Consider the following 14,794-nt stretch of genomic DNA (forward strand, 5'->3'; position numbering starts at 1 on the left):
TATTAAATTAATAATAAGTAGATAATTATTTTATTTAAACATTCTTACAGTATTAACAAAATCTGGTCTTAATACATATTCTGATCGATGAGAGTATTTAATTTTTTCTAATACCTGAATTCCATAAATTACTTTACCTATAGGAGTGTATTCACCTTCAAATAATGGTTCATCATCAAGAATTATAAAAAATTGACTATCCTCTGTATTATATTTTAGCGACCTTGCGAGACCAACACTGCCTTTATCAAAGTTAAATTCAGCATCTATTTCTGATTTAATGGTACCCAGTTCAGATTTACCCGTCCCAATTTTTCCATAATCAATTTTATTTTTTTTTCCAAACTGAATGTCACCAGTTTGTACAAGCTTATCCTTAATCACTCTATGAAAAGCTACATTGTCATAAGATTCTGAATTAATTAATTTTTTAAATCTTTCAACCCCGTTTGGAGATATCTCAGGATAAAGTTCAATGATAACATTTCCACACTCAGCATTAAGGACAACAATATTCTCTGGTTTTGAATAATTAATTTTTTGTGGATCAAAATTTTTTACAAACAAGCATTTATTTTTAATTATTACTGCAAAACTTAAAGCAAAAACCCCCAATAGTATTAGAAATATTAAAATTAACTTTTCATGTAGTGAGGCTTTAACTTTTTTAATCATTTTTAAAATACAAAAGTACTATCAATTTTTCTTAATTTATCTTTTATAAATTTGATTTTTTCATTCAGAATTTTATCATCTGAATTTTTATAATTCCCCATTATTAAATGCGAGTATACTTCTGCCATATCTTCAGATGGAATTGTCATCGAGTATTCAGTAAAAAAACCATTTGTTTTGTTATATGTATCAAGACCTAGCTTCTTTGAGCAAGTTGAGCATTCTGCATATTTAAAATTTGGCTGATTAAATTTTTTCCATTCATCCTCATTAAACAGTTTTTTAAAACCATCATTAATAATATGAAATAACTCGTGGTGGATTACTCTTTCAAAGTATTTTTCATTAAATTTTAAATCTATAATTAGTGTTTTCATTACATGATCTGGAATTCCAGCTGTATTTATCCCTGAAATAGATAGGTTTTCACACATGACAATATATTTAAGATTAATCTTTTTCAAAAACTCTTTTGAATATCGATTTAAATTGTTAGATATTATTTGATATTTTTTATCATAAGTTTTTTGGTCTGAATTATTACATACAATATTCTTTTGAACTCCTAGTCTAAAAGGTTTTGCTGCATAGAAATACCTAAGTTTATTGGGTGTTTTTAATTCATAGATTTCTAAATTGGGTATTTTAATAAGATTATAAATAGAATTAGAGTTTGCAGATGTTATTAAAAAAAATGATATTAAAACTAGCTTAAAAATCCTCATATGCATAATTTAGATGATATTCGATTTAAAAAGAATGTGGTACATTTTGTTTATAAATGAAAAAAGAGCGAAATAAAAATCCAGTTCAACCAGTAAGTGGAACAAAAGTTCCAAGATTTGCAGGTCCATCAACATTTGCAAGGTTGCCAGAATTAAGAGATGTTGAAAGTTGTGATGTTGCAATTGTAGGAGTACCATTTGATGCTGGCACAAGTTATAGGCCTGGTGCAAGATTTGGCCCACAAAGTATTCGACAAGCTTCAAGACATTTGAGAACCAATTATCATCCAAGTTATGATGTCGAACCTTTTAAGGTTCAACAAGTAGCAGATGCGGGGGATATTACTTGTAACCCATTTAGTATTGATGAAGCTATTAAACAAATTGAAGTGGGTGCTACAGAATTATTAAATAAAGTAGGAGGTATAATTAGTTTAGGCGGTGACCACACCATTGCTGTACCACTTCTTAGAGCGATTAATAAAAAATGTAATGGACCAGTTGCATTAGTTCATTTTGATGCACATCTTGATACCTGGGATACTTATTTTGGAGCACCCTATACACATGGCACTCCGTTTAGAAGAGCGAGAGAAGAAGGTTTATTTTTAGATGATGCTTCAATGCATGTTGGTATTAGAGGCCCACTTTATAGTAGAGATGATATTAAAAACGATGAAAGTTTTGGATTTAAGATAATTCACTGCGATGAATTTCAAACAGAGGGAACGGATAAAATTGCTGAAAGAATAAAAAAAAGAGTAGGTGATAATCCTTTATATTTATCAATCGATATTGATGTACTTGATCCAGCATTTGCACCTGGAACAGGCACACCAGAGATTGCAGGAATGACTACAAGAGAAATGGTAAATGTATTAAGAGGGTTATCTGGATTAAATTTAGTTTCTGCTGATGTAGTCGAAGTTTCACCCGCATATGATCATGCTGAAGTAACCTCACTTGCTGCCGCAACAATTGTTTACGAATTAACAAATCTATTTGCAAAATCATAAAGAAAGGATAGTTTCTCAAAATGTTAGATAAGAAAAAATTTTATATAAATGGTGAATGGGTTTCTCCAAAAAAACCTAATGACTTAAAAGTAATAGATCCTTCAACAGAAGAAGAATGTGCAGTTATATCTTTAGGTGGAATTGAAGATGTAAATGATGCTGTAAGTGCTGCTACAAAAGCTTTCGAGACTTGGGCATTTTCTTCAAAAGAAGAAAGATTAGAATATTTAGAGGCTCTTTATGTTGTGTATAAAAAAAGATGGGCTGAAATGGCTCAAGCAATAACTCTTGAAATGGGAGCACCAATTGATTTTTCAAATCAATTACAAGCTGGAACTGGAGCAAGTCATATAAAATCTTATATAAAAGTTTTAAAAGAATATACGTTTGAAGCAAAATTAGGTGAGCATGCGCTTAATAATAATATTTTACATGAGCCAAAAGGAGTTTGTGCATTAATAACCCCTTGGAACTGGCCAATGAATCAAACTTGTTTAAAAGTGATCCCAGCGATTGCAGCAGGATGTACAATGGTTCTTAAGCCATCAGAAATAGCACCATTATCTTCAATGATTTTAGCTGAAATGATTGATGAAATAAAATTACCCAAAGGTGTTTTTAATTTAGTGAATGGTGATGGAGCAGTAACAGGCGATGCTTTAACTAGCCATCCAGATGTTAACATGGTTTCATTTACAGGCTCTACGAGAGCAGGTGCTTTAATTTCCGAAAATGCAGCAAAAGATTTTAAAAGAGTAAGTTTAGAACTGGGTGGAAAAGGAGCAAACATTATATTCAAAGATGCTGATGCTGAAGCGGTTGAAAGAGGAGCACTAAGATGTTTTAGAAATACAGGACAATCTTGTAATGCTCCAACGAGAATGTTAGTTGAAAAATCAATGTATGATGAAGCCGTTGAAAGAGTTAAAAATTTTGCAAATTCAATGAAAGTTGATGTTGCAACAAAAGAGGGTGATCATATAGGACCTGTGGTTTCAAAAACACAATTTGATAAAATTCAATCTTTAATTCAAGTTGGAATAGATGAAGGTGCAAAATTAGTTGCTGGTGGAACGGGTAAACCTGATGGTTTAGATAAAGGTTACTTTGTAAAACCAACTGCTTTTGCAGATGTGAATAATCAAATGCAGATTGCAAGAACAGAAATCTTTGGACCAGTGTTATCAATTATACCTTTTGAAACAGAAGAGGAAGCAATCGCGATTGCTAATGATACTCCTTATGGTCTTTTAAATTTTATTCAAACCCAAGATCAAGAAAAAGCAAACAGAGTTGCAAGAAAACTTAGATCTGGAATGGTTGATATCAATGGTGCTGGTCTAGCACCTGATGCACCATTTGGTGGATATAAACATTCTGGTATTGGTCGTGAAGCTGGAAAGTTAGGTCTTGAAGAATATCTTGAAGTTAAAGTGGTAAGTGGTTGGAACGACTAATTCCATCTAAAATACTTAAATTTAAAAAAAAATTTCCAACTGTTCAAATTAGGTTTTTTAATTTTTTTTAGTTAATTATAATAAGTTTTACTCTAGAACATCTCTAAACAGCTCATCTTTTTTGTTTACACTACCTTATAAAGTACATAACGTCGCACTAACGTTTGAGTCGATGTACTAAATCACTTGAATATAAAAACAAAAATAAAGGGAGAAAAATATGAGTAGATCGTCAAAACTCTACAATTCAGATTTAGCTCCAACTCCAAAAGGTAAAAAAAATTGGGGATGGTTCGAAATCTTTAACGTGTGGGCTAATGATGTTCAAAGTTTATTTGGTTATACTTTGGCAGCATCCTTATTTTTAGCTTCAGGATTAAATGGCTGGGCTGTATTTGCCGCACTAATTCTTGCAGGCTTTTTTATAATGTGGCTTGTAAACTTGTCAGGTAAACCAAGTGTAAAACATGGAATACCGTATCCAGTATTCGCTCGTGTCAGTATGGGTGTGTTTGGAGCAAACTTTCCAGCAATGGCTAGAGGTCTTGTTGCAATGTTTTGGTATGGAGCACAAACTTATGCAGCATCAACTGCTGTAGCACTTTTAATTACTGGTATCACTGGTATTGAAGGTGAAGTTATGCTTCTTGGTATGACAGGTGTAATGTGGGTTTCATTTATATTTGTGTCAGCATTCCAAGTTTATTTATTTTGGCAAGGTGTTGACCTTGTTAAAAAGTTTTTAAACTTTGCTGGTCCTGCAGTTTATGCGGTTATGATATTATTAATGATAGTTATCTGGGCTAAAGCTGGTGGAGGATTATTTTCAGAAGTTGGAACTATATTCTCTGGCGGTGAAAGAACTGGTGGTTTCGAAGGTTTGGGATCATTTGGAGCTTTCTTAGCTGTATTTTCAATTATGGTTGGATATTTTGCTGCAGTAGTAATCAATTTTGGTGACTTCGCTAGATTTGTTAAAAACGAAGATGAAATGAAAAAAGGTAACCTATGGGGATTAGTAGGAAACGTGATTTTATTCTCTTTTATTACTTTAATGATTACTGGTGGAACAATCGCTATTTTTGGTGAGTATGTTTCAAGTCCTACTGAGATGGTAGCTAAAGTAGATAATCTAGGTTTAACAATTATTGCTGCATTTGCTTTCTTTGCTGCAACAGTTGGAATTAACATGGTTGCAAACTTTATACCTCCTGCGTATGACTTAGCAAACTTAATGCCTAGCAAAATCAATTTTAAAACGGGCGGACTAATAACTGCTGGTTTTGGTTTTGTAATTGGTGGAATGTGGGTTGCTGTTATTACTCAAATGGGTTTATTTCCATTTGTTAATACTTTAGGCGCAATTCTTGCACCAGTTTTTGGTATCATGATGGTTGATTATTATATCATTAAAAAAGAAAAATTAGATGTAGACGCATTGTTTGATGATAGTCCTAAAGCGAAATATCATTACAATGGTGGCTTTAACTACAAAGGAATGTTGGCTTGGATACTTTCAGGTTACATTGCTGTTGGTACTGTATGGCCAAACATTCTAGTTTTAGGATTAGGTGATTTCTTCGCTAACTTAGGCGGCGGCGGGGGATATGCTTGGATAATTGGAGCATCGTTAGGTGCTGTAGTTCACTTAGCTATATCAAAAAGATAACTAAAACTCTCTTTTTAGTTATTTAGTTATATATAAAGCCCATTGCATTAGTTGTAATGGGCTTTAATATTTTAAAACTATTTCTTCTTTATCAAAATTTTTAATAACAAGGTTGTCACCAGATCCTTTTCTATCAACAACCAGGAAATTCATATCTTCAGTAGAGATTAAAGGAAAATGCCATACATCTGCATTGTAATTAACACCTATGCCAGGTGGAACAATAAAAGACTCAACTTTATTTAAATCAGGTTTATCACCTGCGGGTGCAACAAACGCTAAAAAGGTAGTTGGCTTCATTGGAATAAATGCTTGGCTACCTAAAGGATGCTTTTCCATCATATCTATTTTCATAGGAAAAGTTCTTTTAAGGGCTGAAAAAATACAAATAGTTGTCTCTCCATTATCCTTAGAGGTATTAAGATTAGCTATACCATCAAATCTTTTTGCAAACCCCTCATTGATTTCAATTGGATTAATACCATCTGTGGTAATCATGTCTCCAAACTCAGAAAAGTTTTCTTTAGTGATTTCTTTTGGGGTGATTGTAATATTCATTATTTAGCTTTACCAAAAATTCTAAATCTAGAAATACCTCCATCAGGAAAAATATTAATCTTAATAAAGTTTATTTTATCATTTTTCATTAATACATTCCTAAAAGTATGTGTCTTATTCGCCTTTAACATAGTTTTGTTCATTAAAGTTTTCCATTTATTTGAACCACTGACAATCGAAGACGAAGATTTTTTTGTTGTAATATATGCTGCTTGTAAAGAGCAATGACTTGGAAAGTTTCCTTTAAAATGATGAGTTGATATTTCAATTTTATCAATCTTTTCACCATCAATAGAATTTAATATTAACCAATCAAATCCTTTGTCTCTTCTTCTTCTGGTTTCCCAACCATCTCCCATATTTTTTGCTTTTCCTGGAGCTAAAATATTTTCAGCCTTACCAAAATGTTCATTATTACAAGCAATAACTGATGCTCCATCCAAAAGAGAAGCAAGATTAATTGTTTTATTTTTAAAATCATTTTTTTCTTTAGATATGTTTCCATAAAGTCTTAGTCTTGCAACACCACCGTCTGGAAATATATTTAATTTGATATGTGTAAAAACTGACTTAGAAGAAGTTTTGAAAATATGAGGACTATTTGCTTTAGTCTTTTTTTTACCCAGTAATGATTTCCATTTAAAATTTTTAATATTGTTTGATTTTGAATTACAGGCTTCAATAGAAATCATCGAAGGTTGATTTCCGTTAAAATGAGAAGTATCAACATTCACTTTTGAAATTGACCCAGGTTTACCTAATTTGATGATTAAATAATCATGACCAGGAGTTCTTTTTCTTCTCGACTCCCATCCATCCATCCATTTACCATTTTTATCAAATAATCCCTCTTTAAATACAGGTGCAGAGGGGTCAATTATTCTATCCGCAGATGCAAAAAAATCATCTGTTCTGAATATAACTTTTGAACCTAATCTAGGTTGAGCTAGATCAATTAGTCCGTTTGTAAATATTATTTTTTTTGACATTATTAAGAGTAGTTTTTAATCCAATGCTTAGCTATATCAATTCTTTTACAAATCCATACATTTTTATGTTTTTTTATATAGCTTAGAAATTTTTTTAAAGCTTGTATCCGACCTGGTTTACCTATTATTCTGCAATGCAATCCTACAGACATCATTTTTGGATGAGTTTTACCTTCTTCATATAAAGCATCAAAGCTATCTTTTAGATAAGAATAAAAATGATCACCTGTATTAAATCCTTGGTTTGTTGCAAATCTCATATCATTGTTATCAAGTGTATAAGGAATAATAAGTTGTTTTTTTTTATTTCTTACCTCCCAATAAGGTAAGTCATCACTATATGAGTCACTATCGTATAAAAAACCACCATCTTCAAAAACTAAATCTCTTGTATTAGGGCTGCATCTTCCTGTGTACCAACCAAGTGGTCGTTCACCAAATATTTTTTGATGGTTTTTAATTGCCATTTTCATATGTTTTTTTTCTTCAGATTTTTTAATATTTTGATAATCAATCCATCTCCAACCATGTGAAGCGACTTCATAATCTGAGCTCATTAATGCTTTGCATATTTGAGGGTTTTTAGCCAAAGCCATCCCTACACCAAATATAGTTACTGGAATTTTTTTTTCTTTAAATATTTTATGTAATCTCCAAAATCCTCTACGAGAACCATATTCATAAAGAGACTCCATATTGATATGTCTTCCCTTAATCGGTTGTGCACCAATAATTTCAGATAAAAAAACCTCTGAATTTTTATCACCATTTAATACACAATTTTCAGCACCTTCCTCATAGTTTAAAACTATCTGAACTGCTATCCTTGCATTATTAGGCCACTTAATCTTTTTATCTTTTGAGCCATAGCCAACCATATCTCGAGGATCTTTTTTAGACATATGAAATTATAATTTACTTTATGTTGGTTAACAATTTATTAATTTAAAATAGACTCTGCTTTAATACCATCAAGCAATTTTAAACATTTTTTTAGTTCATCTAAGACGATGAATTCATCAATTTTGTGAGCTTGTTCAATTGATCCTGGGCCACAAACTACTGTACTAATTCCAATCTCTTGAAACAAACCTGCTTCAGTTCCAAATGAAACTACTTGTCTAGAATTATCTCCTGTTAAGCTCGAGATTAATTCACAAGCATCAGATTTATCTTCTCTATCAAATCCAACAATCTCCCCAATAATATCTTTTTCAATTGATGCGTTTGGAAAAATTTTTTTCATTTCTGGTAACAACACTTCATTTGCATACTTATCAATTTCCTGATTTAAGAATATACCATCTTCTTTAACCACTGGTCTTGTCTCCCAATTAACATGACACTTATCTGCTATTACATTATGAGCGATACCTCCAAAGACACCTCCAATTGAAAGCGTTGAATGGGGTGGATCAAAAATTGAGTCTTTTGGCGCTCTTTCTTTAAGTTTTTCTCTTAATTCAATTAACTTATTTACGTATCTTGATGCATATTCAACAGCACTGACACCTTTATGTGGTGCTGAACTATGTCCAGCTAAACCTTTAAAGTAAGTTGTGTATTCATAACATCCTTTATGAGCATCAATGATTTTCATATTAGTTGGCTCACCAATAATACAAATTCCATCTTTAATATCTCTCTTTTTTAATTCCTCTATTAATATTGGCGCTCCTTGACATGCGGTCTCTTCATCAAAAGTAAAAGAAAAATGAATATCTCTGTCTAAATTTGATTTTGAAAAAGTAGGGGCATACGCTAAAGCACAAGCAATAAATCCTTTCATATCACATGATCCTCTGCCAAATAACTTATCTCCTTTTATAGTCGCTGTGAAAGGATCTGAACTCCATCCTTTTGAAACAGGAACAACATCTGTGTGACCTGATAGAATTATTGGTTTTTTTGTTTGAGAACTTTTAGCTTTTAATGTTGCAAATAGATTTACTCTTTTTTTTTCATCATCGTATGTTCTAAATGAAGTTGCCCCAAGTTTTTTTAAGATATCATCACAATAATCAATTAAGGAGCTATTATCTTCTCCTGAAATAGTTTTAAAACCTATTAGGTCTGTTAAAATTTTAACTGAATTATCAAATAATTGTTCTGAATTATTTACTGTACTCATATTTAAGTTCTACTATATATTAATTGTATGAAAGAACAAATTACCTTTGATGACTTTGATAAAGTAGATATTCGTGTTGGAACAGTCATTTCAGTTAGAAAAAATGAAAAGGCTAGAAAACCATCTTTAGTTGTCGAGGTTGATTTTGGTGCAGAAATAGGAATTAAGCAATCATCGGCTCAAATTACTCACTACTATAACGAGGAAAACCTTAAGGGAAAACAAGTTATCGGAGTATGTAATTTTGCTGAAAAAAATATTGCAGGCGTGGTATCGCAAGTGCTTATTTTGGGATCGATTGATAAAGAAGGCAAAGTAATCCTAGTCCATCCATCACAAAAATCTGAGAACGGTTTACCAATCGCTTAATAAATGCATCCTGAAATTTTATCTATAACATTGTTTGGAATTGTGGCTGCATTCACTCCAGGACCAAATAATTTTGTTGCATTTTACTCTGGTTTTAATTTTGGGATAAAAAGAACGCTACCCCATATAATGGGTGTTAGCTTTGGTTTCCCCTTTCTTTTACTTTGTGTAGCTTTAGGATTGGTTAATATCTTTAAACTTTATCCATTAATTCAATTGGTTTTAAAATATTTAGGAACGATATTTTTAATTTATTTGGCATATAAAATTTCATTTTCAGGATCAGAAAATCAAGAAAGCAAAAGTAAAAATCCCGTAAAATTTATAGAGACATTTATCTTTCAATTTTTAAATCCTAAAGCAGTAATTGCTTCAGTAATTGTAGTCTCCACCTACATAAATGCAGGAGAAAATTTTGTAAATTATACGACTCAAATTATTATCTTAGCTTTACTAGTTTCAGTCACTAGCATCACTCTCTGGACATTTTTAGGCAAATTTCTAAGGAAATTCGCGACAAATCAGAAATTTATTAATTATTTTAATTATGCTATGTCACTGCTTCTTTTATTAAGCATAATTACTTTTTATTTATAATATGACACCTGGAAAAAAAAATTCTTATAAGTCTTTATCAGAAATTGCTATAGGCGGGAAAAACTACAAATATTATTCACTTAAAAAAGCTGAAGAAAACGGACTTGAAGGAACCTCAAAATTACCAAAATCTTTGAAAGTTCTTCTTGAGAATTTATTAAGATATGAAGACGATTTATCTGTTAATAAAAATCAAATTGATTCAATTAAAGGATGGTTAGAAACCAAAAAATCAAATACAGAAATTGCTTACAGGCCTGCTAGAGTTTTGCTTCAAGATTACACAGGTATTCCAGCAGTCGCAGATTTAGCAGCAATGAGAGAAGCTGTAAAAGATAAAAATAAAGATCCAAACACTATTAATCCATTATCAGCTGTTGATCTTGTAATTGACCATTCTGTTCAAGTTGATCAGTCTGCTAAATCAGATTCATTTGAAAAAAATGTTGATATAGAATTTGAAAGAAATGGAGAAAGGTATTCTTTTTTAAAATGGGGCCAACAAGCATTTAATAATTTTAGAATAGTCCCGCCTGGAACTGGAATTTGTCATCAAGTAAACTTGGAATATCTATCAAAAGTAGTTTGGTCAGAAGAATTTGAAGGTAGCAATTATCTTTTTCCTGATACTTTAGTTGGTACTGACAGCCATACTACAATGGTAAATGGTTTGTCTGTATTAGGTTGGGGTGTTGGTGGAATTGAAGCTGAAGCAGGAATGCTAGGGCAACCTATTTCAATGTTAATTCCCGAAGTAATAGGGTTTGAAGTTACAAATAAAATGCCTGAAGGAACCACTGCAACAGATTTAGTTTTAACTGTTGTTAAAATGTTAAGAGATAAAGGAGTGGTTGGAAAATTTGTTGAATTTTATGGTGAGGGTTTAAAAAACTTAACTCTTGCTGATAGGGCAACGATTGCAAATATGGCTCCTGAATATGGTGCAACATGTGGATTTTTTCCAATTGATGATGAAACATTAAAATATTTAAAATTTTCAGGAAGAGATCAGCACACAGTTGATGTAGTTGAGCAATATGCAAAAGAACAAGGTTTATGGGCAAGTGATGAAATAGAATTTACAGATACAATCTCACTAGACATGTCTACAGTAGTTCCAACTATTTCTGGACCTAAAAGACCACAAGATAAAGTATTGTTAACAGATGCACCAACTTCATTTAAAAAAGTTTTAGAAGATGCAACCAATAAAAAAGATCACTCTGTTTCAAAAGTATCTAATACGGATTATGAAATTAAAGATGGTTCAATTTTAATTGCAGCAATTACTTCTTGCACCAACACTTCAAATCCAAATGTTTTAATTGGAGCTGGGCTGCTTGCAAAAAAAGCAGTTGAATTAGGATTAGAAGTTAAACCGTGGGTTAAAACTTCTTTAGCACCAGGATCACAGGTGGTTACTGATTATTTAGAAAAAGCAGGATTAAACACTTATTTAGATAAATTAGGCTTTAATTTAGTAGGGTATGGTTGCACCACTTGCATTGGTAACTCTGGTCCATTGCCTGAAAATATTGTTAACGCAATTCAACAAGAAAATATTTATGCGGTTTCCGTTTTATCTGGGAATAGAAACTTTGAAGGAAGAATTTCTCCACATATTAAAGCAAATTATCTAGCATCACCACCATTAGTAGTTGCTTATGCAATAGCAGGTCACATGGAAGTTGACTTATATAAAGAGGCACTGGGTAAAGATAAAGATGGAAATGATATTTTCTTAAAAGATATTTGGCCATCTAATAAAGAAATCGAAGACACTTTAAAAAAATCTTTAAATGCTGAAATGTTTATTCAAAGATATTCAAATGTTTCTGAAGGACCAACTCAGTGGCAAAAAATTCAAACAGAAGAAAGTAGTATTTATAGTTGGGATGAGGGATCAACTTACGTAAAAAAACCTCCTTTCTTTGATAATCTACCAGATGAGCCTGAAGGATTTAAAGAAATTAAAGATGCAAGACCTTTGTTAATTTTAGGGGATATGGTTACAACAGATCACATTTCACCAGCGGGAAATATTCAAAAAGAAAGTCCAACGGGTGAATATTTTATGGAGCATCAAATTCTTCCGAAAGATTATAACTCGTACGGTTCAAGAAGAGGAAATCACGAAGTAATGATGAGAGGAACGTTTGCAAATATTAGAATTAGAAATGAAATGGCTCCTGGAACAGAAGGGGGTTTTACTAAAATTTACCCTGAAGAAAAAGTAATGCCTGTTTATGATGCGGTGGTTGAGTATAAAAAAAGAGGAACAGATTTAGTTGTTATTGGTGGTAAGGAATATGGAACTGGTTCTTCAAGAGACTGGGCTGCAAAAGGAACAAAATTATTAGGTGTTAAAACAGTAATCGCTGAAAGTTTTGAGCGTATTCATAGATCGAATTTAATAGGGATGGGAATTTTGCCTTTACAATTCACAAACGATGTAAATAGAAAAAACTTAAATCTTATTGGTTCAGAACTAATAAGTGTTCTAGATGTTGAAAAAGGTATCAATCCATCAGATGAAGTAACAATTGAGATTAAATATGCATCAGGCGATATTAAAAAAATTAAAACTTTATGCAGAATTGATACTAAAAATGAATTAGAATACTACAAAAATGGAGGCATACTCCAATACGTTTTAAGGAATATGATTTAGTTATGGAAGAAGATATTTCAATTATTAATAGCAATACAAGAAATGAAAAAGTAAGAAACTTTTTTGTAAACAACAAAAATAAAATTATCTCGACAATAATTGTTTTGATTATTGTGATAGTAGGTGCTTACAGTTTTGACGGCTATCAAACCAATAAGAAAAAAGAAATCTCAAATAAATTCAATTCTACTACTTTAGCTCATTCGGAAAATACCAAAGAAACAACTGTACAAAATTTAGTTGAAATTATTAAAGAACAAGACTCAACGTATTCACCTTTGTCTCTTTATTTCATTATTGATAACAAATTAATTTCTAATCAAAGTGAAATTAATGAGTATTTTGATATTTTGATTGAAAAGACCTCATTAGATAAAGAAATTAAAAACTTAGTTATCTATAAAAAAGCATTATTTAACTCAGATCAAGCTCAAGAAAGCGATCTACTAAATATGTTAAATCCATTGATTAACTCTAAAAGTGTATGGAAATCACATGCTTTATATTTAATGGCTGAGTATTTTTATTCTAAAGATCAAAAACAAAAATCTAAAGAATTTTTCAATCAAATTGCTAATTTAGAAGATGCTAACTCAGACATAAAAGCTGAGGCACAAAAAAGATTGAAAAGAGATTTGAGTGATTAGACTACTTTTATTAATTTTTACATTATTTTTTTTATCCAACTGTTCTTTAAAAGAGGGCTCAGGATTATGGAATAAAAAAGAAAAAATAGAAGATCAAAAAAAAGTAAAAAAACTTTTTTCTAAAGAAAAAAAAAAAATTACAGAGTTTAATCCTGAATTAAAATTAGATACGTCAGAAATAATATTTAATGTTGATATTAATGAAAATCAAAATAATTCTGGTGCTGAAAGCTATAAAGGACTTAATGAAAAAATTAATACTTTTAAATTTTCAACAATTAAAGATACCAATCAATTAAATTACAAACCTATTTTTTTAGATGATGGACTTATCTTTTTTGATAACAAAGGAACCATAATTAGATACGATGCAAATGGTAAGGTCATTTGGAAAAAAAATATTTACTCAAAACCTGAAAAAAAATTAAATCCAAAGTTATTTTTTGCACTAGATGGAGAAAATTTATTAGTTGCTGATAATCTTGCCAAATATTATTCAATCAATATTAATTATGGTGAGTTAAACTGGTCAATGAATAATATGTATCCATTTAATTCTGAGATTAAAATAACTGAAAACATGTTATTTGCAGTTGATTACAAAAATACTTTAAGATCTTTTAACATAAGTGACGGTTCTGAGTTATGGAATTTTCAAACAGAAAACTCTTTTGCGATTTCAGATACCATAAACTCTCTTATAGTTATTGATAATTTGGTAATTTTTAGTAACTCCATTGGTGATATTACTGCTGTTGATATTGAAAATGGTTTAATCACTTGGCAACTTCCCACCCAAAGCACTAATATTATTAATGAATCTTATAAGTTTAGAAATTCAAAATTAGTTTCTGATAAAAAATCAATTATTTTTTCAAACAATAAAGATGAATTTTATTCAATCGACATAAAAACAGGAGTTGCTAATTGGATTAATGAAGTTAACTCAAGTGTAACTCCAATTTTAATTGGAAATTTAATTTTTACTGTATCGAATGAAGGTTATTTATTTGTAATAGAAAAAAATAATGGAAATATTATTCGAATAACAGATCTCTATAAAAATTATAAAGAAAAAAAACGAGCAGATATTAAACCGATTGGTTTTGTAATTGGAAATAGAAATTTATATTTAACAAACAGTGATGGTCAAATGTTGGTGATAGATTTAGTGACTGGAAAGTCGATTTATAATATTAAAGTTGCTAAAAGCTTTGTTTCTGAGCCGTTTATTTCAAATGAAAATTTATTTGTAATTAGAAAAGGATCTATCATTCAATATAACTAAAA

Annotated in this window: 14 protein-coding genes; 8 read left to right on the forward strand and 6 right to left on the reverse strand. The window is 30.8% G+C overall.

The genetic code is table 11. The features are described from left to right. Positions 1-30: 30 nt before the first annotated feature. The gene (locus tag AC5SLZ_RS01455) at positions 31-675 is read right to left on the reverse strand and encodes a peptidylprolyl isomerase (RefSeq protein WP_028036423.1); all 645 of its coding nucleotides are present in this window, start codon (positions 673-675) and stop codon (positions 31-33) included. A gap of 2 nt (positions 676-677) precedes the next feature. Next, complete coding sequence (locus AC5SLZ_RS01460) at positions 678-1,406, reverse strand: putative zinc-binding metallopeptidase (RefSeq protein ID WP_494615861.1); 729 nt, start codon at positions 1,404-1,406, stop codon at positions 678-680. A 50-nt stretch (positions 1,407-1,456) separates the two neighbouring features. Here AC5SLZ_RS01460 and speB point away from each other — a divergent pair, with 50 nt between their 5' ends. The 3 genes from speB to AC5SLZ_RS01475 all read left to right on the forward strand — a co-directional run bounded on the left by speB (position 1,457) and on the right by AC5SLZ_RS01475 (position 5,542). Beyond that, positions 1,457-2,416 carry an agmatinase gene (gene speB, locus AC5SLZ_RS01465; RefSeq protein WP_028036425.1) on the forward strand — a complete coding sequence of 320 codons (960 nt, stop codon included), beginning with the start codon at positions 1,457-1,459 and terminating at the stop codon, positions 2,414-2,416. A gap of 20 nt (positions 2,417-2,436) precedes the next feature. Then, complete coding sequence (locus tag AC5SLZ_RS01470; RefSeq protein ID WP_494615863.1) at positions 2,437-3,873, forward strand: aldehyde dehydrogenase family protein; 1,437 nt, start codon at positions 2,437-2,439, stop codon at positions 3,871-3,873. 220 nt (positions 3,874-4,093) lie between these two features. After that, on the forward strand, positions 4,094-5,542 hold the full coding sequence (locus AC5SLZ_RS01475; protein ID WP_028036427.1) for an NCS1 family nucleobase:cation symporter-1: 1,449 nt from the start codon (positions 4,094-4,096) through the stop codon (positions 5,540-5,542). Positions 5,543-5,605: 63 nt separating this feature from the next. On the opposite strand, the gene AC5SLZ_RS01480 is transcribed toward AC5SLZ_RS01475, so the two are convergent. From AC5SLZ_RS01480 to argE, 4 genes are read right to left on the reverse strand one after another with little or no spacing between them, the layout of a single operon-like run. Then, positions 5,606-6,100, reverse strand: coding sequence for an ureidoglycolate lyase (locus tag AC5SLZ_RS01480; RefSeq protein WP_494615865.1), 495 nt, complete (start codon positions 6,098-6,100; stop codon positions 5,606-5,608). Continuing rightward, the gene (gene alc / locus AC5SLZ_RS01485; protein WP_034412134.1) at positions 6,100-7,089 is read right to left on the reverse strand and encodes an allantoicase; all 990 of its coding nucleotides are present in this window, start codon (positions 7,087-7,089) and stop codon (positions 6,100-6,102) included. The genes AC5SLZ_RS01480 and alc overlap by 1 nt, the downstream gene beginning before the upstream one ends. Before the next feature lie 2 nt (positions 7,090-7,091). Further along, positions 7,092-7,991 (reverse strand): allantoinase PuuE, encoded by a 900-nt coding sequence (gene puuE, locus AC5SLZ_RS01490; RefSeq protein ID WP_028036430.1) that lies wholly within the window; start codon positions 7,989-7,991, stop codon positions 7,092-7,094. A gap of 38 nt (positions 7,992-8,029) precedes the next feature. After that, positions 8,030-9,220, reverse strand: a complete 1,191-nt coding sequence (argE, locus tag AC5SLZ_RS01495) for an acetylornithine deacetylase (RefSeq protein ID WP_494615867.1) — start codon at positions 9,218-9,220, stop codon at positions 8,030-8,032. A gap of 27 nt (positions 9,221-9,247) precedes the next feature. On the opposite strand from argE, the gene AC5SLZ_RS01500 reads away from it, so the two are divergent. Genes AC5SLZ_RS01500 through AC5SLZ_RS01520 form a run of 5 tightly spaced genes read left to right on the forward strand, consistent with a single transcriptional unit; the run spans position 9,248 to position 14,792 of the window. Then, positions 9,248-9,589 (forward strand): tRNA-binding protein, encoded by a 342-nt coding sequence (locus tag AC5SLZ_RS01500; protein WP_028036432.1) that lies wholly within the window; start codon positions 9,248-9,250, stop codon positions 9,587-9,589. A gap of 3 nt (positions 9,590-9,592) precedes the next feature. Then, entirely contained in the window at positions 9,593-10,186 is a 594-nt protein-coding gene (locus AC5SLZ_RS01505; protein ID WP_028036433.1) for a LysE family translocator, read from the forward strand. A gap of 1 nt (position 10,187) precedes the next feature. Beyond that, the gene (gene acnA, locus AC5SLZ_RS01510; protein ID WP_494615869.1) at positions 10,188-12,857 is read left to right on the forward strand and encodes an aconitate hydratase AcnA; all 2,670 of its coding nucleotides are present in this window, start codon (positions 10,188-10,190) and stop codon (positions 12,855-12,857) included. Between the two features lie 2 nt (positions 12,858-12,859). Further along, the gene (locus AC5SLZ_RS01515) at positions 12,860-13,504 is read left to right on the forward strand and encodes a hypothetical protein (RefSeq protein ID WP_494615871.1); all 645 of its coding nucleotides are present in this window, start codon (positions 12,860-12,862) and stop codon (positions 13,502-13,504) included. After that, positions 13,497-14,792, forward strand: coding sequence for a PQQ-binding-like beta-propeller repeat protein (locus AC5SLZ_RS01520; protein WP_028036436.1), 1,296 nt, complete (start codon positions 13,497-13,499; stop codon positions 14,790-14,792). Before AC5SLZ_RS01515 ends, AC5SLZ_RS01520 begins: the two co-directional genes overlap by 8 nt. Positions 14,793-14,794 lie beyond the last annotated feature (2 nt).

It is taken from the genome of Candidatus Pelagibacter sp. PS_06 (assembly GCF_059418045.1).